This window comes from Acaryochloris sp. CCMEE 5410, assembly GCF_000238775.2.
Taxonomy (GTDB): Bacteria; Cyanobacteriota; Cyanobacteriia; order Thermosynechococcales; family Thermosynechococcaceae; genus Acaryochloris.
In genome coordinates this window covers 1,509,707-1,534,171 of the sequence record NZ_AFEJ02000001.1, presented here as the reverse complement: position 1 = coordinate 1,534,171, position 24,465 = coordinate 1,509,707, and the positions used below count along the sequence as shown (strand labels likewise).

The following is a 24,465-nucleotide window of genomic DNA, read 5'->3' as shown; positions in this document are numbered from 1 at the left end:
GCCTATAAATTTTGAGTATCGATCTCGACCACCACAGGAGCATGATCGCTCGGTTTGGGTAACCGACGAGGGGCTGCATCAATTGTGCAAGCCGTTGCCTGTTCATATAGCGTCGGCGTTAAATAATGATGGTCAATCCGCCAACCCTTATTCCGTTGAAAAGAACCTGCCCGATAATTCCACCAGCTAAACTGCTCGGACTTAGAGTTGAACTTTCGGAAGACATCTTCTAATCCAAGGGCCAGAACCTTTTGCAAAGCCTGTCGCTCCCGATCAGTAGACATAATATGGGTCTCCCGCTTGGATGGATCATGCATATCTCGATCGTCTAGAGCAATATTAAAATCACCACAGATGAGAAGATGCTGGGGATCTTGAGATAGCAACTTCTCAACATAGTGGTGTAATAGCTCCAGCCACTCTAATTTGTAGACATATTTATCACTGTCTATTTCCGAGCCATTGGGAACATAAAGATTCAAAATGCGAACCCCTGGTGAAATGATCCCCGTGATCAGCCGTTTTTGTTGGTCATACTGCTGAGTCAAGTCTGGACCCAGTAAGGGGGTGAACCCAGAACTGACCTCAGAAAGAGTCGTCCGACTGATTAAAGCTACGCCGTTATAAGCTTTTTGCCCTGAAACATAGACTTGGTAACCTTCTTCTTCAAAAGAGGCTTTCGGGAAGTCCTCATCAATAACCTTCGTTTCCTGCAGACATAAAATATCTATCGATTGGGCATACAACCAGTCCAAAACATGCTCCAAGCGTGTTCGGATAGAATTTACATTCCAGCTAGCAATTTTCATCACGTTTTCTTTTCTATTCCTGAAACAAAATCCTGAATAATTTTTTTTCTTGTTTTCGCACAAACTTATGAGAATTAGTAGCCAAATTGACGATAAGTTTTGCGAATCTATACAAAGATACAGCTAGAACAATAGTGAGTTTTTTGACCTTGCTGCCTCCCTGACCGATTCATCAGGGTACCCTAACCATTGCCCCATTTTTGTACTTTATATTTTTTCTGGGAATGCAGACTAGGTCTTTCATTCATCGAATCCGAAGACCTGTTTTAAAGTTTTTTATAGGTTTGCTTATGTCAAACATAAAGAAAAGATGAATGCAGCTTTAATGGCAGGGGATCACCTAACAGCTTGCTATTAAAGGTTTTATCGGCCATCCAATGGTACAAACCCGAAATTTGGGAAACCTAATATAAAGAAGGCTAATAACCCACTACAGAAATCCTTAGCAAAACTAAGGAAATACTTCGAAATCATTAACAAATATTACGAAGTTTTTCTGTTTATTAAACTACTGATTTTCAACTCACTCTATGAAAAATTTGAGTTCTCCCACCTTTGCCTGCCGCTATTGTCAACATTACTCACCAGAGGGAAGACGGGGCGGACAGTGTCAGCGGCTTGGGGCTCCAGTTCGTGGGGAGTGGAAAGCGTGTTCTCTAATGATCCCAAGTTTTTCTTCTACCATAGAGGTTCTCTCCGTTAGTCATCAACAGAAATCCATTGAACCCTATCGATTAGAGACCGTATCTGCTCGCCGAGTTCTAACCCCAACACTTTAGACGGCATCTATAACCATATGATGCGATTTATCAAAACCTTTTAACCCAGTCTGAGTCTTCAGATCAATTCATAAACCATTTAAATCAGGGAGCAAGTCAAACTTGCTCCCTGAACTGTATATCAGCCAATGGTGCTATAGGATGCCGCTTTCCAGCTTAGGATCATCCCATGACTCATCAAGGCCGCCAAGGAAATTGCCGAAAATTCGGATCGCGTTTTTCGAGAAAGGCATTTTTCCCCTCTGCACTTTCTTCATTCATGTAAAACAACAACGTGGCATTCCCAGCCAATTCTTGAATACCGGCCTGCCCATCACAATCTGCGTTAAAAGCAGCTTTAAGACAGCGGATGGCCAACGGACTTTTCTGCAAAATCTCTTGAGCCCACTGAATCCCTTCCGCTTCGAGTTCTGCGACTGGAACGACCGTATTCACTAAGCCCATCGATAAGGCTGCTTGGGCATCGTATTGGCGGCAGAGAAACCATATTTCTCGGGCCTTCTTTTGGCCCACCACCCGGGCTAGATAGCTCGCCCCAAAACCGCCATCAAAGCTGCCCACTTTGGGGCCAGTTTGGCCAAAAATGGCATTGTCTGCCGCAATGGATAGATCACAGATCAAGTGCAAGACATGTCCGCCACCAATGGCATATCCTGCGACAAGAGCAATGACGACTTTAGGGATCGATCGAATTAACCGTTGGAGATCGAGAACATTCAGGCGGGGAACGCCATCATCGCCGACATAGCCCGCTTCCCCTCGAATACTTTGGTCCCCACCAGAGCAAAACGCATATTTACCATCTGTATGGGGACCGGCCCCAGTGAGCAGAATAACCCCAAGGCTCGGGTCTTCTCGAGCGTCGATAAAAGCATCATAAAGTTCAAAAATCGTTTGGGGCCGAAAGGCGTTCCGTTTATGGGGCCGATTAATGGTAATTTTGGCAATGCCGTCAGCTTTGTGATACAGGATATCTTGATAGGATTTGACGGATTGCCAAGAGAAAGACATGACTTGCGCTAATTAGAAACTTCTGCAAATTCTATTACAGCACCTTCGTAGGTCTTAACTAAGAAGTTTAGTGGTTTTTCGCGCCGAATCTTATATTTCACATAGCGGGTTTGCACCTTCATCAAAATCTGCTCTAGGCAGTCATGGTCAAAGCAAACATGACGCTGTCTATTTTTGTCCCCAATGCTTGCACCACCAATCACATGCAACTGGACATTTTTTTTGAGTTGATACCAAAAGCCATCCGTTCCGCTTAATTGCTGCATAGCTGGTCGGCCAAAGTCCGTAGACATATAGAGGGGATCTATCCCTGATAGGCCTAAGGTTTGCTCATAGTTGTAGTAGTAGTGAAGGGGAACTTCTGCCGTTCGTAACTGCAGCTCTCCTTCAAAAAACTGGCGGGCTAATTCCAGATCTGACACCATCAGAGTATGCACCTTGGGCGCACTCGACAGGAACATCCACATAGCCCCAGCATAGGCAGCTAAAAGCATCACCATCACCCCTTGGGTAGAGAAGAGGCCATCAATGGGTAGAAAAAAGCCCGCAATCAAAGGAGTCTGTAAAGGGGTAAGGCTGAGATAGATAGGGAAAGTCATTCCGGTTTCTATGGGTTTCTATAGGAAGGTAAAAATCAAACTGAAACAGTACAGACTGCTCCTATACGAGTTGAAAGTCAGTTAATGACATAACGTCTTACTATTATAAGAATCCTAGGATAGAGAATCGAGGCCAATATAAGGCGAAACCCTATCTTGAAGACCTCATGACTGTAGCCTATTGTCATACGTTGTGCTTAAAGGCTGCTCTATCAATAGTGACAAAAAAAATTTTGGGTTTAGATCCGGGATTAGCGTCCTTAGGCTTCGGGGTGATTTGTACAGAGTCTGATAGCATTGGACTCCTTGACTTTGGAATTATCCAAACACCAGCCAAAACAGATATTGGGGAACGATTGCAGATTATTTATGAGGACTTACATCAAGTTCTCAACACCCATCAGCCTGATGTGGTGGCGATAGAAAAACTTTTCTTCTATCGCATGGGCAATACAATTTTGGTAGCCCAAGCTCGTGGGGTTGTCTTGCTGGTCTTAGCACAGCATCAGCTTCCCATTATTGAATACACACCGGCCCAGATTAAGTTGGCTCTAACTGGATATGGCGCAGCAGATAAGATTGCTGTGCAAGAAGCCGTTGCCAGAGAACTCTGCTTAGATTGCTTGCCTCGGCCAGATGACGCGGCAGATGCCCTAGCAGTTGCCCTGACCGCATGGTTTCAGCGATAAGCGCTATTATGCATCAAAATATGGGCTGACGTCCCCTATTAAACTATCTTGATTATAGCCAAAGCATCAAAAAAAATTGATACTGACTCCAAACTTTTTTTGTTTGTAAAGCGCCAAAGTCACCTAAAAATGGGCATCCTGAGTAGGTTGATAAGCCATAGCTGCCCCTAGAAATTATTTGCTAGGGGCTTTCCTGTTCTGGGAGAAAATTGAATTTATTCATCCGTAATCCTCAGAACAGCCATAAAGGCTTCTTGGGGAACATCAACTCGTCCCACGGACTTCATTCGCTTTTTACCTGCCTTTTGCTTTTCTAGGAGCTTGCGCTTTCGAGAAACGTCGCCACCATAGCATTTCGCTAATACGTCTTTTCTAAGCGCTGGAATGCTTTCACTGGCAATCACCTTAGCTCCAATCGCAGCTTGTATCGGAATCTTAAATTGATGTCTGGGAATTAGCTCTCGTAGCTTACTCACCAAAGCGCGCCCTGTGTAATACGCCTTATCTCGATGGACAATCGCCGCTAGGGAATCAACGGGATCGGCGTTAATCAATATATCTAACTTGACCAGGGGATTTTCACGATAGCCAATCAAGTGATATTCCATGCTGGCATATCCGCGAGAACGAGACTTCATCTGATCAAAGAAGTCAGTGACCACTTCAGCTAAGGGCAACTCGTATACCAGGGTCGTTCGCCCTGGGGTGAGATATTTCATGTCTTTGAAGGTACCACGACGGCTCTGACCTAGCTCCATCAGAGTGCCGACATATTCTTCAGGGGTAATCATATCGACCTGAACAAACGGTTCCTCGATTTTTTCGCGATGTTGAGGGTCTGGGAGGGAGCTAGGGTTATCGATCAGCAAGGTTTCGCCCTTAAGGGTCGTGATCCGATAAACCACAGAGGGAGCCGTAATGATCAAATCCAAGTTATATTCTCGTTCCAGGCGCTCTTGCACGATTTCCATATGCAGGAGGCCTAAGAACCCACACCGAAACCCAAATCCCATGGCACTAGAGGTTTCAGGTTCATAATTCAACGCTGCGTCATTGAGTTTGAGACGCTCTAAAGCATCTCGTAAATCTGGGAATTGATCGGCATCAGTGGGAAACATGCCGCAAAATACCATGGGTTTAGCTTCTACATAGCCAGGTAGCGGTTCAGCTGCTTGGGCTTTGGCTAGGGTAATCGTGTCACCGACTCGGGCATCCTCAACGGCTTTAATCGCAGCAGCAATGTAACCCACTTCCCCAGCATGCAATTCGTCCACTTGGACTTGGGTGGGGGACAGTACCCCTAATTCATCAACGTCGTATTCCTTGCCGGATGCCATTAGGCGAACGCGATCGCCTTTTTTGACAGTGCCATCCATCACGCGAAAATAAACCACGACCCCTCGATATAGATCGTAATAGCTATCAAAAATCAAGGCTCGCAAAGGCTTTTGAGTTGTATCTTCCGGTGGGGGGACCAAATGGACGATGGATTCCAGAATCTCTTCAATGCCGATTCCGGTTTTGGCAGATGCCAGAATGGCTCCGCTACAGTCTAAGCCGACAATCTCTTCAATCTCTTGCTTGACCCGATCCGGTTCAGCGCCGGGTAAATCAATTTTGTTGAGGACCGGAATGATTTCTAAGTCATGTTCGATGGCGAGATAAACATTGGCTAACGTTTGTGCTTCTACCCCTTGAGACGCATCCACCACCAACAGAGCACCTTCACAGGCGGCCAGAGATCGGGAGACTTCATAGGAGAAATCAACATGCCCAGGAGTATCAATCAAATTAAGGACGTAATCTTCCTTGTCAGATGCTTGGTAGGCCATACGGGCCGCTTGGAGCTTAATCGTAATTCCCCGCTCTCGCTCTAGTTCCATATTGTCGAGAAACTGTTCTTTCATCTCTCGATCAGCCACAGTGCCGGTGGTTTGCAACAGGCGATCCGCTAGGGTCGACTTCCCGTGGTCGATGTGGGCAATGATGGAAAAATTTCGAATACGAGAGACAGGAACATCAGTCATGGAAATTTGGCCAGTCCTTAGCAGAATAATCGCGGCATCTTATGAATGAATTGTAATCCTTCTTAATCCAGTCCACTGAATGGAGCGGGCTAAGGACGTGGGAATTTTCCCAGCATTTCACCACATTCCTCAAAAACCCATTTTTTCTTGAAAATAGTGAAATCGTAACATTTAGATTAAATAAATCTTAAGAGAAGGAGGGTTTGAGCGAATTTTTAGAGTGATACAATCTTGCTTGGTCAAGACTAACAATGCTTGATTGATTAACGTTATTTGTAAAGAATCAATATTAGTTGTTTTTTAGAGCTGGATAGTCAATTAAAGTACTTGTGTGCTTTGTATATAAAGGCTAGAGCCAATTTCCGTATAAGAAAACTTACCAGATTATTCAACCTCTCTTCAGAAATAAATCTTATCTGTAGGTAGATTCTATGGTATGTAGATTAGGAGGAAATATTTTTTACTTATCAACAGAAAATAACGCTATACCCGTTCACAGCTTTTTCACGATGGTTCTCTAGAATACAAATATGGTTTGCTTTGAGCAATTTTTCAGTGGAGATATTACATGAGCCTTCATGCCCTTCAAGTCAAATTGAGTAAATTGACGAATCGAAGTCGCTCATATCCTTACCAATGCCTTGCAGCGGGACGCAAGTGGCACCAATATCTTTGGAGAGATGTCAATAATCAGTTTGTGTTAGAGGCCTCGCCGGATCAAAGTCTTTATTACATGACGACCCAAAGAGACGGTGTCAAGCCTGGAGACTATATTGAGATCTCTGGTTTGGGCAGCTCTAGCCACTACCAGATTATTCAGCTGGAACGTTATTGCGATCCACCCGATATGTGGATGGCGACATTACGGAAGCTGACTCTAAACTTTGGATATAGCCAGGTATAGAATAAAGTTCGTCCATTTAAGAGCATATACTTGGACATAAGAGTGGCCCATTCAATGGGGCTGTGATTGTCTCTCTGTATATGTTGGCTGTTTTGACCGAATGCTGGTGCAGATCACGTTCTAGAAGAGAGCATTCTTTGCCGTTAATACTATAGGCAGTATGTCCTTCGTTGCTTTTAGATCCTGTCTGTTTCTGACCGTTGTTAGTTCCCTTATGAGTGGAGCTACGGATGGGGTAGCGATTGAGCAGGTTAAATTATTGCCTGTATTATCAGAAACTTCAGAGATCAGTTCGCGCCAACCATCCAAACATATCTATTTATCTTCTCCACCCCGGAGTCAGACTGATAGTTCAACCTCGACTTTAGCTGTAGCTCAGGCCAATCGTAGTCTATCTCAGTCTGAAGAGATAGCTGATGATCCCTCACTCTTATCTGAACCTGATGAAGCATCTGGTCAGAGAGATACGAGGCCTGATAAAGGTGAGGCAGATAAGCAGCCTCCATCCGAGGATAAAGGGGAGGCAGATGATCAAACATCAAAGTCTTCGGAGGAGGAAGCTAGGCTAAAGGTGTTGATCGAGGCTGATCGGCTGTATCAATCGGGTCAAATTGAAGCTGCTACAGCTCTCTATCAGCAGGCGAAACGCCCATTCTCAGATCGTGCAATGGCCGAACCTCTGGCTGAGCCGATGCAGGATCCAGCTCAATTGCCACCTGGTGGCCGAGTGTATTGGCGAGAAGCTCAAGCCGGTTCTGAACTCCAGCTGAAAACAAGAATTTTTGTGCCCCTGAGACTGTTGGTGAAGGAGTATCCCGAATTTGTACCCGGACATTTGCGGCTGGCAGAGGAATTAGTTGGGGATGACAAAAATGATGAGGCTTTAGGGGTAATGGCGCGGGCTGCTGCACTTTATCCCAATCAGCCTGAGTTGCAAAAAGGACTCATGCAACAGCAAACTCAGGTTAAACAATGGCTAGAGGCTTCAATTACAGCCCGCCAGTTTTCGCTGTTGAATCCCGATCATCCAGAAGCCCCGGAGTTTGCACGCTTATCGGAGGAATACCAGGATCGCTTCCGAGCCCGTCTGCGCACACAGATTACGAACAATACGATTGGTAGTTTTATTACGGGGGCTTTGGGGATTGCGATTACAGGGAGCCCGATACCTGGTTTGTCCGCTTTGCAGACTTCCATCCTGTTGTTGAGGGGAGAGTCAGCAGTGGGAGATGCGATCGCAAATCGAGCCAAACGTCAACTCCCTCTTATAGAGAACCCAGACGTTCAAGACTATATCGATCGAATTGCCCAAAAACTAACACCAATAGCCGGGCGGGAGTTCAACTACCAGTTTTATGTCGTTAATAACGAAAAACTCAATGCGTTTGCATTGCCTGGAGGCAAAATCTTTATTAATGGCGGCGCCATCCTCAAAAGCAACTCGGAAGCTGAGTTAGCGGGATTGATTGCCCATGAACTGGCTCATGCGGTTCTCTCCCATGGATTTCAAATCGCCACGGAAAGCGCGGAAGCCGGTGGACTGACTCGATTAATTCCTTATGTGGGTGGATTATTTACTAGCGTAGTAGTGGCTGACTATAGCCGGGAGATGGAACGACAGGCAGATGTTTTAGGAACTCGCCTTTTAGCGTCTGCGAACTATGCAGCAGATGGTCTTCGTAATTTGATGGTGACCTTAGGTAAGGAAGATAAACCCTTCGTTGCCCCGTGGTTCTCGACTCATCCTGGTAGCTTGGAGCGGGTTCAGTACCTCGAAACTTTAATTACGGACAATGGCTATAATCGCTATGCCTATGAAGGTATTGAGGAGCATCAGCGGATTCAAGCGTTGGTGCGAGCCGAACTTAAAAAAGCCAAGGAGGAAGAGGAACAATCAGAAGAATCTTCGGCGCAATCTGAGAGTGATACCCCTCCAACCGATAGCGATACCACAAACGATACCAACTCTGATACGGAATCGAAATCCTCTGTTACTTCCCCACCAGAAGGGGGTCCATCAGTCGAAGAACCACAAACTAACCCTAGGGAGAATACACCTAAATCATCTGTAGAAGCTCCAACCTCTGATCCGGTAACAAATCAACCGGCAACGACTGAGCCATCAGAGCCAAAATAAAGAACCGACTTGAACTCACTTACATTGAAGTTGCAAACCTGCAGTAACCGAGGGGAAGTATGCCTGCTGTTGTTTTTATTGTCCTTTTAGGAATTAGCATTCAAATCACCAAAATGATGCTGTTTTGGCCCATTGATGCCTTTCACGCTCTGAGCATTCCCAAGCTGTTAACGGCGGGTCTAGTTCTTGGTCTTTTTGCCTGGCTGTTTGGAGAATAGCTAAAAACTTAACCTCCCCCGCAGCCACCACAACCGCCACCACATCCACTGCCACAGCTACTCCCGCACCCGCTACCACAACTATTACAGCCACCAGCACAGCCACTAGAATCACTAAATCTGCTGGTTCTTAGAGGTGAAATAGGTGCTAAGACTTTGCCCATATCTGCCAACGAACTTCCAGCCAATACGCTCGAACCAAATAAAGCAAAAGCCATTACATGCTCCGGTAAGCTTTGGGATGATTCTTCAGCTCTTTTCTTTCGTCTGAAGTGTGAGTATTGTGTCCGCAAGGCATTGAGAAGACGGTTACCCAATCGGCTGCGATAAAGGAATCGCTTGGCTAGAAACATAAAGCCTACATACAGCACCGCCAAACATAACAGCATAAGGTAGCCAATCGGTTTATGACGTTCTATCCCAATGAAACATTTACTGGTTCCCAGTAACAGAACTGCAAAGATTACACTTGCAGGATAGAGTCGAAACTGTTTGGATTGTCTCTCATCTAAAAGAATGCCCCGGCCTTCTAGATCTCGAGAAATTTCCATGGCGATCGGCAGAACAGATGTTTGAACATGCTCGATGTTGTTATCCGTTGCGATCGCTTGCCGAATCGCCTGTTCCAAAGCATGATTGCTTTCATGGAAGTTTGCTAGCAATTCTAAAGATCGAGACTGCTGGTCTAGCTGTACTTGCCCCCGCTGCACAAGATTTACAATTGCAGTATTAACAGCTCGATAACTCCCCTCCGCTAAATATGCGGCCTCATAGATATCAAGTTCTGGCGAAGCAGAGCCAATGGGTTCAGGTTGTTGCAGATAGAAACGCAGGCTCAATGCAGTGGCGATACCCACTGCTATGACCACAAGGTAAAAGCGAAGAAATTCAGGGCCATTAAAGTTAAGAGGATTCCACGTATTTATGGACGACAGAGGCGTATAAGCCGTTAACCCCAGCAGTACAATCGCGCAAGGAATAAGCCAACTTAGGTTGAGAGTCGACCAGAGTTTTGGCAGAATCCATGAAGCATTGGTATCGATTCGGACGAAGGCGGTGTGGGTTTTAAATCGCTCTTCAGGGGATGACCAGATGTTTCTGGGAGGTTCGCCAAAGAAGGTTACATAGCTGCTAAGGGTTTTTGCATACCAATCCTGAAATTTTTCCTGTTCTGTTCTCCCTCCTTGGGTTGGGCCATGATGGAGGGACTGCTGCAAAACATTGGGGCAAAACTCATCCCAATAAGAGTGGGTGTAAAGCAGGTGTAGATGCCAGACTTGATCGACAGGATCAGAAGGGGCAACGGGATGATCGGTCACAACTGCTAAAAAAGTGAACTTTTTGTACTCGCTGATGGCTTGGTGAGTATAGTCAATCGTCCAACCATTTTCCTGGGCCAAGCGCTGACTCAACGGGAATTCACTATTAGGGTGATCGACTGAAAAGTCTTGAATCCTTTTATAGAGGGCTTTCTGATCAGTATTCATAACCCCTCCCGGAATAATTTTACAATCCCAGGCTAACCCACACTTCTAGAAATGACTTTAATACCAGCTAAAAAAGGATTCTGAGATTCCCACAACACCTTAATTGGATAGTTTTACGTTCACAGTATTAGATTGATGTTTATGACCGAATCGAACTATAAACAATAAGCGTATCGAAACAATTGTCTATTGTTGCTCTCCTAATTTTGTCTGTTTTAATTCTGAAGCTTGGCGATAGAATTCAATGGCTTTTTGATACTGACCAAGAGAATCATACGTGTTACCCAAGCTGTTCAATGAAGAAACTTCAACTTTATAATCACCAAGCTGCCGAGCAACTGATAAAGACTGCTGATAGTATTCAAGTGCTTTTGCATATTGACCTAATGCATAGGTAGCATTGCCTAAATTATGCAAAGAATTTACCTCGATTGCTTGTTCACCCGTTTGACGAGCAATGGTCAAGGACTGTAAGTAATATTCAATTGCTTTTGGGTATTTTTTTAAAGAATATGACACAAGCCCCAGATTATTGAGAGTTTTCACTTCACTTTTTGTATTGCCAAGCTGGCGAGTGATAGCCAAAGCTTGTTGATAGTATTCCAAAGCATTTTGGTGTTTATCCAGAGAATATGATGCAAGCCCCAGATTATTGAGAGCTTTTGCTTCACTTTCTTGATTGCCGAGTTTACGTGTAACTTCTAAAAGCTTTTGATAATATGCCATTGATTTTTCGAATTGGCCTAATGAAAAAAAGACATTGCCGATGTCGTTTAAAACTTTAGCCTTCGCTTCATTATCAGTCTTGCCAATGAGTGTTAACAGTTGCTGGTACTGTTCGATTGCTTTAGAGTATTGACCGACTGAAGTATAAGCGTTTCCTAAGTTAGAAAATAGGGTTGTGTCTTGCTTCGCACTATTTCTAATAGAAATAAATTTTTCGTAAAAATCGATAGATTTTTGATACTCGCCCAATGCATATGCTGAATTCCCTAGATTGTTAAGGGCTTTTGCTTCAGCCTCACGATTGCCGGTCTTTTTCTGGAGTTCTAAAGACTTGAGATAATACTTAAAAGCTTCTCTATATCCTTGATTTGCATATGAAGCATTGCCCAGGTTATTTAATATATCAGCTTTAATGTTTTCAATACTGCCTTGATTGGCAGTGATTAATGATTTCTTGTGATAGCTAATTGCCTTGAGATATTGCTTTTGTGAGTAATAAGCTAAACCCAAATTGTTGAGTAAATTAGCTTCAAAATTATGGTCTCCAATTTTTTGTGCAATTGCTAGTGACTGTCCATAGAACTCAATAGCCTTATTGTGCTGGCCTAAATTAGAGTAGGTAAGCCCGAGATTGTTCCGAGTCTTTAGTTCACCGTCATCACTCTTGAGAGCTTGGTAAATTTTTAGTGCTTTTAACCATGATTGTAAGGCAGCTTGGTATTGGCGAACTTCAAACTGCTTAATACCTTGCTGAAAAAGGTAATTAGCATTTGAATTTTGTTCTCCTGAAAGAATTGATTGCGATAAAAGGGGCTCAGCTGTTGCTGGTTCAATAGCAACGATGTTACATGCAAGCAATCCAAGTAAAAATGCTAATGGTGTTCTGTAGAGTAGTCTAGGACCATAGCTCATTTCTACTGTTCTCCTAAAGCAATAGTATTTTATTCTTCTAATTAATCTTTACTATTAGGTGAGTCTGGTTTGACCTTAACTGGATAAAGGATCTTCGGTAGCAATCACTGATGCGTGTTAACAGTAATAATCGGCAAAAATCTATATTGATTTATTCAAGATACTAAAAATATTTGTTTGATTATGTCTTTTTATCTATAGGCAAGGAAGTAGTTATTGTTTTGTTAAATTTGAATTAAATAAGGTTGAATCTTACATGATTAGCGCTAAATAGTCTCTATCATTAAATTTTGGATAATGTACTTTCGTCACTATCCGTTGATATCTTTAATATCAATTGGGTATGCTGGGAATTATCTTATAGTGATGCAAGGTAAACTATAAACTGCATTTAAAAAATGCCCAACTCTAGCACTAACTAATTTAATGATGTGTTTATCCATTCTACCGACAACACTTCTGGGCATAGTGATTGCAGCAACTCAACCTTATGTAATTGCGGCAAACAAACAAGCAGATGTTTATCGTTTAGCTAAACAAAGCACAATTCTGATCGATGGGCAAAATCCTGGTTCCGGCGTCATTATTGGTAAACAAGGAAATAGCTACTTTGTTCTGACTGCTGAGCACGTTATCGAAACAGAAGATGAATATGAGATAGTGACACCTGATGGTGCAAGATATCGCTTGGATTACAACACCGTTAAAAAGCTACCCAATGTTGATCTTGCTATTGTGTCATTCACAAGTGATAAAAGTTATTCCCAAGCGAAAATGGGCAATTCCGATAATGTCACAGAAGGGGATAAAGTATTCATTGCTGGTTGGCCTGCACCAGGAAAAGCTCTACCTCACGTTTATCAAATAACCAGTGGAGAAATCTCAGGTATTTGCCCTAGACCCGTTGCTAGAGGCTATCGGTTGATCTACACGAATGTCACTCGTGCCGGGATGAGTGGTGGACCCATTTTTAATGAGAGCGGTGAAGTCATCGGTATCCACGGGTTGGCTGAAGGCAGAGAGGTATACCAGTCAGGATATGAAGAATACCCCATTAAAACTGGATTTAATCTTGGTATTCCGATCAACACATTTTCTAGAGCAGCTAAACGAATAGATACCAATATTGCTCAATTGCCTAATTCTCCTAATTCGGTATCAGCACGTCCAAAAGTTGCGACTCAACCAGCTCAAATATCTCCTTCTAACGCTTCTCAAACACCACCTGCTCCTCTGCAAACTACGACTAAGCCAGCTCAGCTCCCCACCCCACCACAAGTACCACCTGCTCCTCTGCAAACTACAGCTAAGCCAGCTCAGCTCCCCACCCCACCACAAGTACCACCTGCTCCTCTGCAAACTACAGCTAAGCCAGCTCAGCTCCCCACCCCACCACAAGTACCACCTGCTCCTCTGCAAACTACAGCTAAGCCAGCTCAACTCCCCACCCCACCACAAGTACCACCTGCTCCTCTGCAAACTACAGCTAAGCCAGCTCAACTTCCCACCACTTCCATAAGTCCAAAGATTCAACCGAATCCAACAACTAAGTTAGCTGAATTACTGGATGCTCCCCAGATTCCACCTAAAACGCGCGGTCCACAACTTTCTTTTGCCCAAGCACCTAGATTAGTTAGCTCGCAATCAACAAGTAAAAATGCCAAAGAATTAGGTGCAACTTATTACTTCACTATTGATGTTCCAGCATCAGCTAAATTACCACTTCAGCAAATTAACTTAACTCTTAAGCAGGGCGTTGAATATCCAAGATTTAAAGCTAAAGCAGTAAATGCTTTTGAAGGAACACCAAGAAATAAAGGCTCAGAATTACCTCTAGGACTTATCGTTACAGACCCTCCCACCAGAACTCTCACTGTTGTTTTTAATTCACCAGTAGTCCCTGGGAAAGGAGTTACTATCGCCGTTCGACCCGTTAGAAATCCTTCAGTTGGTACTTATCAATTTGAGGCAACTGCTTTCCCAGAAGGAGAAACTGCTAAAGGGCAGTTTGCAGGCATTGGAAGATTCGATTTTTACAGAAGTTCCAAGTAATTAAGGGATCCCAATGACTCCCTGGCACATCTATCTATGCTGAATCCGAGTTCTTTGATAGGTGTTGGACTCACCTACCAAAGGAATCGATTCTCAGGTGAAATAAATGGCCAAATCTGAGCATGACATCCGGAATTACAACATCTGCTCAAGATAGAACTTCTAACACTCAATGTCAGGCAAGTGAATTTCGAAGCCTGTCAGAGCCTTCATTATGAGTGTAATCAAACTGAGTTCGGTATAAGCTGAAAACCTTATTCTTGCGTAAGCTGCAACATGCATTCTTTCAAGAAAATGCTTTAAAGAAGAGCGTAATCCTAGCTGGGATTAAATTAGGTTGCAATATAGTAAGTTCTTAAGAATACTTTTATGTTTTTCCAAAAAATGTCGTTTTGGTGGTTATCAGGGATATCAAAATATTGGATAAATATAAATTCTTCTCTAAGACTGGCTCTATTTTTGTTTACCTAAAAAGCAGCATAAATCCAAGTTTATCTTAATCATTCTCCTAATTGCTCCTTGAATCTCGTTCATCTTCAAAATAATTATTTTCAAGCCTAGCACTAAGTCAATCCATCCTTTTACACAACTTAAACATCGTGAAACTGTTATTAATTCGTGATTCTAGGCTAAGCTCCTCACCCCATGCGAGGAGCTTAGCTTCAAAGCATACAAAATACTGACAAAATAAGTTAGTTAAAAATTAATGGTGTGAGAAAGTACAATTATGCAAAAAAATATCCATAAAAAGGTTTATGCTAGAACATTCTTTTTGGGGCTTGCGATTGCGGCAGGAGAATTAAGCGTAACCGCAACTCCAATAACACCACTAAATAGCGGTCAACAGAATTCTCCTATTGTTGCGGAGTCTGGGAATTTCCCTAAATCGAAATTTTCTCAACCTATCCAAATTGCTAATGCAGAAGAATTAACCATTAATGAGCTGCTGGGATCAGGGTCAAACAAGGCTTACCAAGGTGATCATAGTCTTCATGATCTGGAAGATAATTCACAAGCTCAGGTTACTGCTGTAGGCCAACTGAGTGACGTAGACCCAACAGACTGGGCTTTTCAAGCGATTCAATCCTTAGTTGAGCGATACGGCTGTGTTGCTGGATATCCGAATGGAACATTTAGGCCCAGCCGCGCTATTTCCCGCCGTGAAGCTGCTGCTTTGGTTAATGCGTGTTTAGATAATCTCAGCAATCGTTTTGCTACTAAGGAAGATTTAGATGCGCTCAAAGCACTTCAAGATGAGTTTGCTGCAGAACTCGCCACATTAAGAGGACGTGTTGATGGATTGGAAGCACGGGTAGCAACGGTTGAAGCCCAGCAATTTTCAACAACCACCAAACTACAGGGTGAGGTGGTTATGGCCGCTCAATTTGGTGACTTTGTCAGTAACGCTCAAAATACATTTCCTGTTCCAAGGGCAATCCCTAATGGGAATGCTCCTGGGCTAGTCGCAACCAATTCCCTGAACCCTTTACAACCCACGAATCTAACTACGATTAGTGACTCTCGGCCATCGGCAATTGCCCGAGTTCGGCTTAACTTTAACACCAGTTTCTACGGCGATGATTTGCTCCAAACTCAGTTCGAATTTGGGAATGGGGGGTTAGACTTTTTCTCAGCTGCAGGGCTTAACTCTCCCGTATCTAATGGAATCGGGGGTCCCTTGGGCAACCCTGGACCATTCGTAGGAGGGGATCCAAATCCGTTTCCCGTTCCACGTGTTGTGGGTGGTACTTCACCAGGTAATAATCTTGGGGTTTCACTGGTTGACTTAGGGGCTGTTGACTACGCCGGACTTAGAAATGGTGTAGTCTTGCGTCGATTAGCGTATAGCTTTAAACCCATTGGTCAGGATGTAACTCTTACGGTGGGGACAAACATATTCCCGAGCGATTTTATCGATAGCAATAGTTATGCCAATAATTCTGCCCAGGATTTCAACTCTGGATTTTTCATCAATAACCCTTTAATTATTGCCAACTCTACTGGGTTCTCTGCCGGTAACTGGGTTCCGGGTGGTGCTGGTGCGGCTGTTGATTGGAATGTTAACGGTGGACCAGTAAGTTTCCGGGCTCTCTATATTGCTAGAGATGGAAAGATTGCCGGACGAAATCCTGGTAGCGCTTTATGTGATCCTGCTTTTCCGTGTACTGGTGGATTATTTGGCGATCCTTATCAGGCTTCCGCTGAATTAGAGTATGCCGATACTTGGGGAGAGGAAGCTCAAAATAATTTTGCGGTTCGATTGCAATATACCCATTCAGAGACAAATAACGTTCGACAGAATGCCCTTGGTGCTAACGTTGAGGCAACTTTTAACCGCCGATTTGGGATCTTTGGTCGGATCGGTTATTCGATTGATCCACAGATCGTAGTTAACACAGTCACTGGACAACGAGGCGATCTATTTAACCCTGATCCCAATAATGCATTCGGTACTGGTATAGGAAATACTGGCATTAGCAACTATATTCTGACGTGGATGGGGGGACTAGGCATCCGAGATTTAGGAGCACCTGGTTCTTTACTAGCTGTTGCTATAGGTCAACCCTTTGTCGTTGCTGGTGATGGTCAACCTTCTCAAACTAACTTTGAAGCGTTTTATCGCTTTTCGATTAACGACAATATTACTCTGACACCAACTGTGATGTTTATTTCAAACCCCTTTAATTTAAGTGGAAATAACGATGTCATTCAGGGGCTACTTCGGGCAACGTTCTCTTTTTAAGAAAGACCCATGGGTTTGAGGAGTAAGCCTTTCATTGGAATTAGAATATATGGAACGAGCGTTCTTTACGGTTCTTTCTTGAGAAGCTAAGGCACCTTTAATATCAAAGATTCAAACCTGTGTTTAGGGAAGACCTGCCTGAGATACTGGTTGAGTTTTCGTTAACCTCTCCCGATTGTCAAGTTGACTGTAAACCCTGTGGGATGGAGTCTCATAGGGTTTACAATCTGTTTTTGGATCGTTACTTTTGCTACTCACGGTAGCTGGGCTCATTCTTAGGAAAGAAGAAGAGTCCTGTTGAGAAGGCGAAACAACTAAGATAAATTGATATTTCTAAGCACTGAGCTGATCGTTGTTCTGTGAGGATTGGCGTAGTAAATTAGGCTTTTGTTTGAAGTCAAAAACGTAATAGGTAATGTTACGTTCCCCATCGCTACATCAATAGGGGACAGCTCTAGTAGTAGACTAGCGGGTAAATTTTTTGTGAGTGCCTTCCATGACCTCTCCCCGCTTGCCCAACTACTGGCGGCAAAATACTGCCCTGATTCGCACCTTGTTGCTGGTATGGGGCTTAGTCTCTCTTGTATTCAGCATTTTGCTGGTTCAGCCTCTGAATAAAATTCCCATTGGGAATTTACCCCTGGGATTTTGGATGGCTCAGCAGGGCTCCATCTTTGTGTTTGTGGCTTTGATCTTTATCTATGCCAAACAGATGGATAAGCTCGATCGTCAGTACAACGCTAACCCTAAGCAGAAGTGATCCTATGACTGTTGAAGTTTGGACAACGATGTTCGTCATCCTCACCTTTATGGTGTATCTCTACATTGGCTGGCGGGCTCGGGTGAAAGATAGCAAGGGCTTTTTTGTCGCTGATCAGGGGGTTCCTGCTATTGCTAATGGTGCAGCAACGGCAGCGGATTGGATGTCGGCGGCTTCCTTTATGGGGATGGCGGGGCTTATTTCATCTTTGGGGTATGACGGTTCGATTTATTTGATGGGATGGACCGGGGGCTATGTGTTATTGGCCCTGCTGTTGGCCCCCTATTTGCGCAAATTCGGCAAGTATACCGTGCCTGATTTTGTGGGCGATAGATACTATTCCACGGTGGCTCGGCTTGTGGCTGTAGTAGCAGCTATTTTTATTTCTCTCACCTATGTGGCGGGACAAATGCGGGGCGTCGGTATTGTCTTTAGTCGATTTTTGCAGGTGGATGTCAATATTGGCGTGATTATTGGCATGGTAATTGTTGGTTTCTTTGCCATTTTGGGCGGGATGAAGGGGATTACCTGGACTCAAGTGGCCCAATATACTGTGTTGATTGTGGCTTACTTGATTCCCGCCGTTGCGATCGCATGGCAACTCACGGGCAATCCCATACCCCAACTAGCTTTCACTTTTGGAGATGTGGTGGATAAGCTCAACCAGGTACAGATGGATTTGGGGTTTGATGCTTATACCCAACCCTTTGCCTCCAAATCCATGCTGGATGTTTTATTTATCACGATTGCCTTGATGGTGGGGACGGCGGGTCTTCCCCACGTGATTGTCCGGTTTTATACGGTGCCGAATGTGCGGGCGGCTCGCTATTCTGCAGGTTGGGCGTTGCTATTTATTGCCTTGCTGTATACCTCTGCCCCTGCGATCGCATCTTTTGCTCGCTATAACCTGATTGGGACCTTGCATAATCAGCCGATTGCAGAGGTGCAACAGTTGGATTGGGTACAAAAATGGCAAACGACCAAGTTGCTGACCCTAGAAGATAAAAACGGCAACGGCATTATCGAATGGACGCCTACGGAAGAGACGAGCGATGTCAAAATCAGCCCCGATATTATTGTCCTGTCCACCCCAGAGGTGGCCAAGCTTGCGCCTTGGGTGGTGGCGTTGGTGGCTGCGGGGGGCTTAGCGGCAGCTCTATCAACGGCATCCGGTTTGCTCCTTGTGATTTCTAGCTCCATTGCCCATGATGTTTATTACAAGCTCCTCAAGCCAGATGCGTCTGAAGGAGAGCGGGTGATGGTGGGCCGAATAATGGTCGGGCTTGCCATTTTGATTGCCGGGTATTTTGGAATCAATCCACCAGGATTTGTGGCTCAAGTAGTGGCCTTTGCTTTTGGTTTAGCGGCGGCGAGCTTCTTTCCGGTGATTTTGCTGGGGATTTTTGATAAACGCACGAATCGAGAAGGTGCGATCGCAGGCATGGTGTCAGGTCTATTATTCACAACCGTCTATATTTTAGGTGTGAAATTCTATGACATGTCTCCTTGGTTCTTTGGGGTTTCGGCAGAAGGGATTGGCACCGTTGGGATGTTGATTAACCTAGTGGTTACCCTGGTGGTATCTCGGTTAACCCCACCCCCACCCCCTGAGATTCAGGCTCTCGTGGAAAACCTCCGTACCCCTGGAGATGCGCCTTTGGCCCTTGCTGATATTGGGGAAGAACAGTTGGATTAAGGATGTAGCACTTTGATGTGAAGCCCCTGCCATTGTTCTAAACTTTGACAGATCTATTTCTCATGGAAGATTGACTGAGGCTTCAACTCACCTAATAGAACCAATGGCCGATTTATCAGCAGAAACACTAAATATCATCTTCAACTTGCAGCAGCGATTACTAAAAATTATTAATGAGGCGACAAAATTTTCATTTGTAATCTTTACCCAATTTGGAGAGACAGAAGCGACCATACCAGAGCTAGATGAACTTCAAAATGTGAGAGAACGGGCAACTTCTTATTACGTCAAGCTTTATCGGCTCTCGCTTCAGATTGCTGAATCTCAACCAGCAGCTACTTCTGCTACGCTAGATTTACTTCTCCGATCAATATCTCAAGCTCAGGCTATTACAGATGCAGGAGAGGCCAGTAATCAGGAAATCAAGAGAAATTGGAATCTATGATGAACAACCAACCCAGAATTCCTGATCCTGAAAGGAGAGCGCGTTCAGTTGCCAGAATGCGTGAGGTTTGTGCTCAATTTGATGAGCAAATTGCTGTCCTAGATCAATTGAGTGCCCAATTGGAAACTGAGAATAAACAGAATCCAGTCAACATCTATTTTGAGAAAAGAAGACAGCAGCAGGGGCTAGAACAAAGACAATCATCACAGCTGATCTCAAGCTAGCTGCTCGTGCTCTATTGGCCCTCAAATTCCCTTCTCTGCATATATTGGGGTATTTGCAGGCGTTACCAAGAACTCCAAAATATAGTCAGCGGTCAGTTGAGATTGTTCTAAATGGGGGACATGACCGCAGTCTGGAATCCAAATCAGTTGACTGTTGGCAATGGTTTGATCAAACTTGTCAGCATCTTTGACCCCCATAATTTTGTCCGCTTCCCCCCAGAGGATCAGGGTGGGGTGGGGAATGTCTTTGATGGTGTCATAGAGGAAGTTATAGCCACCACTTTTAGTAAATCCAACCAAGGCGCGGTGCCAACTTGGATCTTCTAGATGCAAAGATGCACAGCATTCGGCATCGGGGGTAACGAAGCTGCGATCGCAATAGGCCTGTACACTTACCCACCGTCGGACCCGAGGACTACGCAAAAAATTGGTCAGCCACCGATCAAAGGGCGGCATGATGAATTTGGTGGCTTTGGGAGAGGGGGCATAGCCGGAACTATCCAACAGCACCAATTTTTCGACGGCTTCAGGGTAAGTCAGGGCAAAATCTAGGGCCGTTGCCCCGCCCATCGACGCCCCGGCAATGATCATGGGCCGTTGAATCATCTGCTGCCAAAAGCTATAGAGGTGAGTCTTCATGTCCGTGGGGCTAAATTCAACCCCCTCGGGTCGTTCCGTAAAGCCAAACCCTAGCAAATCCAAGGCCCAAGTTTCTGTGTGGGGTGCCAGTTTGGGAATCAGTCGTCGAAACTCTAAGAGAGAACTATCGAAACCATTCAGCAGCATGACAGGAGTCTCTCCTTCTCCTTGCTGCACATAGGTAGTCAGGATCGGGTCAGGAAGCAGGGGGGTGGTAATGGCTGCTTGCTGGATTTGTTGCGCCAGCGCAATGGAGGTGTCTTCAGTCAGGTGAGCAACTCCGGGGGGTAAACAAGATGGAAACATGCAGGACGAGAATCAGGACAATGGTTTTCCCCAGGGCCAGACAAGATGAAAAGGTCACCTTTTTGGATGGCAATTATGTGGGGTTGCATTATAGAAGTATAGAGAATTCATGCCATCCTGGGCGTAAAGAGAACGCAAGTAGATGAGGATATGCAGTGCTGAACCTCATCTTTTGACTGTGCTGATCTCCATTGGGGAACCCAATATCTAGAGGTTTAATCTGAATTCAGACTGTTTTTGAGCCAACCAAGGCTGAATGGAATAATCAGTAAGATGGCTGCTTTTCCTATATATCTATTAGAGATTTTTTGTCTCTTCAAGCAGTAGAATTGCGATAAAGATCGTCACAGTATAATGCCCATATTACTCCCAAAATGGTTGTGGCAATACCAGAAATCCCCCCTCCTACTATCCATCCTAGATCCCCCCAGGAGATAATTATGGGCGTGATTTTTTTGATCAGAATTTGATAGGTAATAAAAGTAGTTATAGTGCTGACTGCTGTGACGGTCAGTAGATCTTTGATAATTCCCCAGGGGCTTTTTCTCGATAATTTATCGTCAAAATAAGCATCCCAAATCAGGATGAACATGACAATATTTGCAAAGGTCAGAGTAATGTTTTTGACAAATTCTATATTGGAGGAAGGGGTTGCCATAATAATAGCGTTGGTAACCACTACCCCTAAAATATCAACACGAACCCTTTTTCTTATTCTTCTTAATTGATGTGCCAATCGATACCTATCCGAGATCTAAATAATGTTCAACACTAAAGGCTTTATAACCAGTGACGAGGATAAGACCGTTCTGGCATTAGATTATTAAACGCAAACGTGCAGAAGAGTAAAACAATTGATCCGGCGACAACAGGTGTGAGTATAAAATTCCAGGTTGCTTGGCTCATGACCCCCACTAAAGCCACAGCGCCGCCAGGAGGGTGGAGGGTTTTGGTTAACTGCATCACTTTAATGGCTGTCGCCACGGATAACGCCATTACCCAGGGTTCAGAACCAAACAGATAAACCATCACCACACTGACAATTGCCCCCAATAAATTGCCAAAAATTAAATTTCGGGGTTGGGCTAGGGGGCTATTCGGCACCGCAAATACAAGCACTGCAGCAGCGCCAAAGGGAGCCGCAATCAGAGGGTAGTCGGACACCGTACTTAGATAGGCCAACGCTGCAATTCCCAAGAAACTCCCGATATACGTAAATAGAATTTGGCTTAGAGAAAAACGTGGTTGAACCTTTGAACTGCCGTGGATACTTGATATGAATGTCTTGAATTTCAACCAAATCTGATTGCCTTTAAAAGGCAAAGGTCTTTCAGATTGCAATAATTGCAATTCAAAATTCAAATATTCGATTTGGGTTTGTTGTTGCTCCAGCATCCGTTCATATTGCTGAAGGATTTCTTGCATTTGTTTAGACGGAGAAAATTCTAGAAAAGACTGTTGGGGTGACATCAAGAGCTCGCTTGAGGCGGAACTTTCGCTCGGTTGATGATCCATATGACTTTCCCCCCTCATAGTGTTGTTTAGTAGGATGATTAGCCTTGAACTTAATCCTTGTTTTAATGCTCAATCAGTAGTAAACAATAACTATTTCGCTTTAGAGCAAGGAAAGTAGATTCTAATAAAGGCTGCTTTCTGATTATTACTTTATATCAGTCACTTTGACTAATTATAACGATCGAGTTTGTCATGAATTCCGTACACTAAACTTTTTTATTCCTCAATGTGTAATTCGCGACAATCTGTAATTTCAATTCATTATTAAATAAGGAACAAGTTCAGAATTTAATAAAGATTATGACTTCACTCATCTAAAAGGATCGGTGGGAGTGATTAGCCAGGAACTTTTTTAAGTAAAAAATTCGTCTTCCCCCTCTCCGTAATAAGTGTTTAACCCGCGCAAAAACCAAAACTCATCTAGAAGTATGAGCTGTAAAGATAGCCTTCTATGCCCTTAGTGCTGATAGCGGGTCGGCATTATATCAATTGGTTTCGATCTAGCCCCTTCACCTATAATTCTCAAATAAGTTAATAGATAGGTCCACTGTCACGAGTAATACAGTATTTACGTTAAAAGGTGTTAACCACTGTAGCGTTTGATACAAAAACAACCAAAATGGACCTTACTGGGGTTTTCGATAGAAAATCTTTGGGATCATGAAGGGAGATGGAACCGCTACAAAGACTTCTCCATAAACACACTGTAGGGATTTGCCTGATACTGGCCGAAGGGTTCCCGTCGGTGATAGCCCAATTTGGTAAAAAGCCCCAACGCCTCAGGCTGAAACACTCCGCTTTCTAAGCGGAGGCAGGGTAAGTGCAGCGCAGTAGCTCGTGTTTCCAGAACCTGAAGCAGTTGAACGCCGAGCTGCATTCCTCGAAATTCAAGTTGGATAAAGAAGCGTTTGATTTCCCCATACTCGCCATGATTGACTAAAGCTCCACAGCCAACCACCGTTTCGCCTTTCTGCACGGTTAGAAACTGGATATGAGGTTGCCTGAGGGCTTCTGCAGGCATGAGGTGATTACTTTCCGGTGGATAGATCCGGTTCAGGTAGTCGTCCAGTTGCTGAATCAGGCGAAGGGCTGCTGGATGGGTTGGATCGCTTTGTTGAATGGAGACAGGGGACACTGTTAGGCTTTGGGTAGGCCAATCACACCTTGGGCAATTCGGCTGCCAGCATTGCCTGTGGGTTGACCACCATCATCCGTCTCAGCATGGATAATCATCCCCCGTCCTAGGATAGGATTCTTGGGACCATTGATAGTGATGTTATTGACGTTAATTTCTCTTATCACTTCCCCTCGACTATCGGCCTTGAGGTTCCCTAAATCCCCTGCATGACGTTCAGGATTATTGGGGAGTCCGTGGGGCATTCCTTCTGGATTGTAGTGACCGCCCATGGCTTTGCCATCTTGACTAGAAGCATCGCCGAACTCATGGATATGCCAAGCATGGACTGAGTCAGGCTGCAATCCTTTCAGGTTTACAGAAATGGTGACTTTATCCTCTGTTTGCCGGAATTTAACCGATCCATTGACCTGATTGCCTTCTGTAGGAGAAAGAATCGCGAGGGCGACGGTTAAGGGTTCTGCTGCAGCGACAGTCTCGACTTGAGGAGTAGAGCTAGGGGCTGTACTTGTGGGGGGTGAGGTGGAACAACTGGCAAAAAAGACGAGTGCGATCGCAGCACAAAACAGGGGGATAAATTTCTTAGGTAACATAGCGAACATTGAGCGGACTTTTTTACAATCTCACTCTCGTTCGAAAATCACAACCTTTC

At 44.4% G+C, this 24,465-nt stretch carries 20 protein-coding genes; 9 read left to right on the top strand and 11 right to left on the bottom strand.

Annotation, left to right across the window (positions count from 1 at the left end; all coding sequences use genetic code 11):
- Window positions 1-2: 2 nt before the first annotated feature.
- From xth to ON05_RS06775, 3 genes are all read right to left on the bottom strand, one after another.
- The gene (gene xth, locus ON05_RS06785; protein ID WP_010477703.1) at window positions 3-809 is read right to left on the bottom strand and encodes an exodeoxyribonuclease III; all 807 of its coding nucleotides are present in this window, start codon (window positions 807-809) and stop codon (window positions 3-5) included.
- A 956-nt stretch (window positions 810-1,765) separates the two neighbouring features.
- On the bottom strand, window positions 1,766-2,599 hold the full coding sequence (gene menB / locus ON05_RS06780; RefSeq protein ID WP_010477705.1) for a 1,4-dihydroxy-2-naphthoyl-CoA synthase: 834 nt from the start codon (window positions 2,597-2,599) through the stop codon (window positions 1,766-1,768).
- An 8-nt stretch (window positions 2,600-2,607) separates the two neighbouring features.
- Window positions 2,608-3,198: a hypothetical protein gene (locus ON05_RS06775; protein WP_010477707.1), complete on the bottom strand. Its 591-nt coding sequence runs from the start codon at window positions 3,196-3,198 to the stop codon at window positions 2,608-2,610.
- Between the two features lie 218 nt (window positions 3,199-3,416).
- Here ON05_RS06775 and ruvC point away from each other — a divergent pair, with 218 nt between their 5' ends.
- Complete coding sequence (ruvC, locus tag ON05_RS06770; RefSeq protein WP_029315485.1) at window positions 3,417-3,887, top strand: crossover junction endodeoxyribonuclease RuvC; 471 nt, start codon at window positions 3,417-3,419, stop codon at window positions 3,885-3,887.
- 215 nt (window positions 3,888-4,102) lie between these two features.
- Here ruvC and lepA read toward each other — a convergent pair whose 3' ends face one another.
- On the bottom strand, window positions 4,103-5,914 hold the full coding sequence (lepA, locus tag ON05_RS06765) for a translation elongation factor 4 (RefSeq protein WP_010477710.1): 1,812 nt from the start codon (window positions 5,912-5,914) through the stop codon (window positions 4,103-4,105).
- Window positions 5,915-6,482: 568 nt separating this feature from the next.
- Here lepA and ON05_RS06760 point away from each other — a divergent pair.
- The 3 genes from ON05_RS06760 to ON05_RS06750 all read left to right on the top strand — a co-directional run bounded on the left by ON05_RS06760 (window position 6,483) and on the right by ON05_RS06750 (window position 9,173).
- Entirely contained in the window at window positions 6,483-6,818 is a 336-nt protein-coding gene (locus tag ON05_RS06760) for a hypothetical protein (RefSeq protein ID WP_010477712.1), read from the top strand.
- A 214-nt stretch (window positions 6,819-7,032) separates the two neighbouring features.
- On the top strand, window positions 7,033-8,955 hold the full coding sequence (locus ON05_RS06755; protein ID WP_175307265.1) for a M48 family metallopeptidase: 1,923 nt from the start codon (window positions 7,033-7,035) through the stop codon (window positions 8,953-8,955).
- A gap of 59 nt (window positions 8,956-9,014) precedes the next feature.
- Complete coding sequence (locus ON05_RS06750; RefSeq protein WP_010477716.1) at window positions 9,015-9,173, top strand: hypothetical protein; 159 nt, start codon at window positions 9,015-9,017, stop codon at window positions 9,171-9,173.
- An 8-nt stretch (window positions 9,174-9,181) separates the two neighbouring features.
- On the opposite strand, the gene ON05_RS06745 is transcribed toward ON05_RS06750, so the two are convergent.
- Window positions 9,182-10,660: a TIGR04222 domain-containing membrane protein gene (locus ON05_RS06745; protein ID WP_010477720.1), complete on the bottom strand. Its 1,479-nt coding sequence runs from the start codon at window positions 10,658-10,660 to the stop codon at window positions 9,182-9,184.
- A 186-nt stretch (window positions 10,661-10,846) separates the two neighbouring features.
- Entirely contained in the window at window positions 10,847-12,298 is a 1,452-nt protein-coding gene (locus tag ON05_RS06740) for a tetratricopeptide repeat protein (protein ID WP_010477722.1), read from the bottom strand.
- A 426-nt stretch (window positions 12,299-12,724) separates the two neighbouring features.
- Here ON05_RS06740 and ON05_RS06735 point away from each other — a divergent pair, with 426 nt between their 5' ends.
- The 5 genes from ON05_RS06735 to ON05_RS06715 all read left to right on the top strand — a co-directional run bounded on the left by ON05_RS06735 (window position 12,725) and on the right by ON05_RS06715 (window position 19,994).
- The gene (locus ON05_RS06735; protein ID WP_262561308.1) at window positions 12,725-14,350 is read left to right on the top strand and encodes a DUF2808 domain-containing protein; all 1,626 of its coding nucleotides are present in this window, start codon (window positions 12,725-12,727) and stop codon (window positions 14,348-14,350) included.
- A 727-nt stretch (window positions 14,351-15,077) separates the two neighbouring features.
- Window positions 15,078-17,093 carry an iron uptake porin gene (locus ON05_RS06730; RefSeq protein ID WP_010477726.1) on the top strand — a complete coding sequence of 672 codons (2,016 nt, stop codon included), beginning with the start codon at window positions 15,078-15,080 and terminating at the stop codon, window positions 17,091-17,093.
- Window positions 17,094-17,589: 496 nt separating this feature from the next.
- Window positions 17,590-17,853: a DUF4212 domain-containing protein gene (locus ON05_RS06725; protein WP_010477728.1), complete on the top strand. Its 264-nt coding sequence runs from the start codon at window positions 17,590-17,592 to the stop codon at window positions 17,851-17,853.
- Between the two features lie 4 nt (window positions 17,854-17,857).
- Window positions 17,858-19,549, top strand: a complete 1,692-nt coding sequence (locus ON05_RS06720; RefSeq protein WP_010477730.1) for a sodium:solute symporter family protein — start codon at window positions 17,858-17,860, stop codon at window positions 19,547-19,549.
- A gap of 103 nt (window positions 19,550-19,652) precedes the next feature.
- Entirely contained in the window at window positions 19,653-19,994 is a 342-nt protein-coding gene (locus ON05_RS06715; protein ID WP_010477732.1) for a hypothetical protein, read from the top strand.
- A 245-nt stretch (window positions 19,995-20,239) separates the two neighbouring features.
- Here ON05_RS06715 and ON05_RS06710 read toward each other — a convergent pair whose 3' ends face one another.
- The 5 genes from ON05_RS06710 to ON05_RS06690 all read right to left on the bottom strand — a co-directional run bounded on the left by ON05_RS06710 (window position 20,240) and on the right by ON05_RS06690 (window position 24,415).
- Window positions 20,240-21,163, bottom strand: coding sequence for an alpha/beta fold hydrolase (locus tag ON05_RS06710; RefSeq protein ID WP_010477736.1), 924 nt, complete (start codon window positions 21,161-21,163; stop codon window positions 20,240-20,242).
- A gap of 316 nt (window positions 21,164-21,479) precedes the next feature.
- Window positions 21,480-21,899: a hypothetical protein gene (locus ON05_RS06705; protein ID WP_236619084.1), complete on the bottom strand. Its 420-nt coding sequence runs from the start codon at window positions 21,897-21,899 to the stop codon at window positions 21,480-21,482.
- Between the two features lie 44 nt (window positions 21,900-21,943).
- Window positions 21,944-22,678, bottom strand: a complete 735-nt coding sequence (locus ON05_RS06700; RefSeq protein ID WP_010477740.1) for an HPP family protein — start codon at window positions 22,676-22,678, stop codon at window positions 21,944-21,946.
- Between the two features lie 679 nt (window positions 22,679-23,357).
- Window positions 23,358-23,813 (bottom strand): GNAT family N-acetyltransferase, encoded by a 456-nt coding sequence (locus ON05_RS06695; protein WP_010477743.1) that lies wholly within the window; start codon window positions 23,811-23,813, stop codon window positions 23,358-23,360.
- 2 nt (window positions 23,814-23,815) lie between these two features.
- Window positions 23,816-24,415: a superoxide dismutase family protein gene (locus ON05_RS06690; RefSeq protein WP_236619085.1), complete on the bottom strand. Its 600-nt coding sequence runs from the start codon at window positions 24,413-24,415 to the stop codon at window positions 23,816-23,818.
- Window positions 24,416-24,465 lie beyond the last annotated feature (50 nt).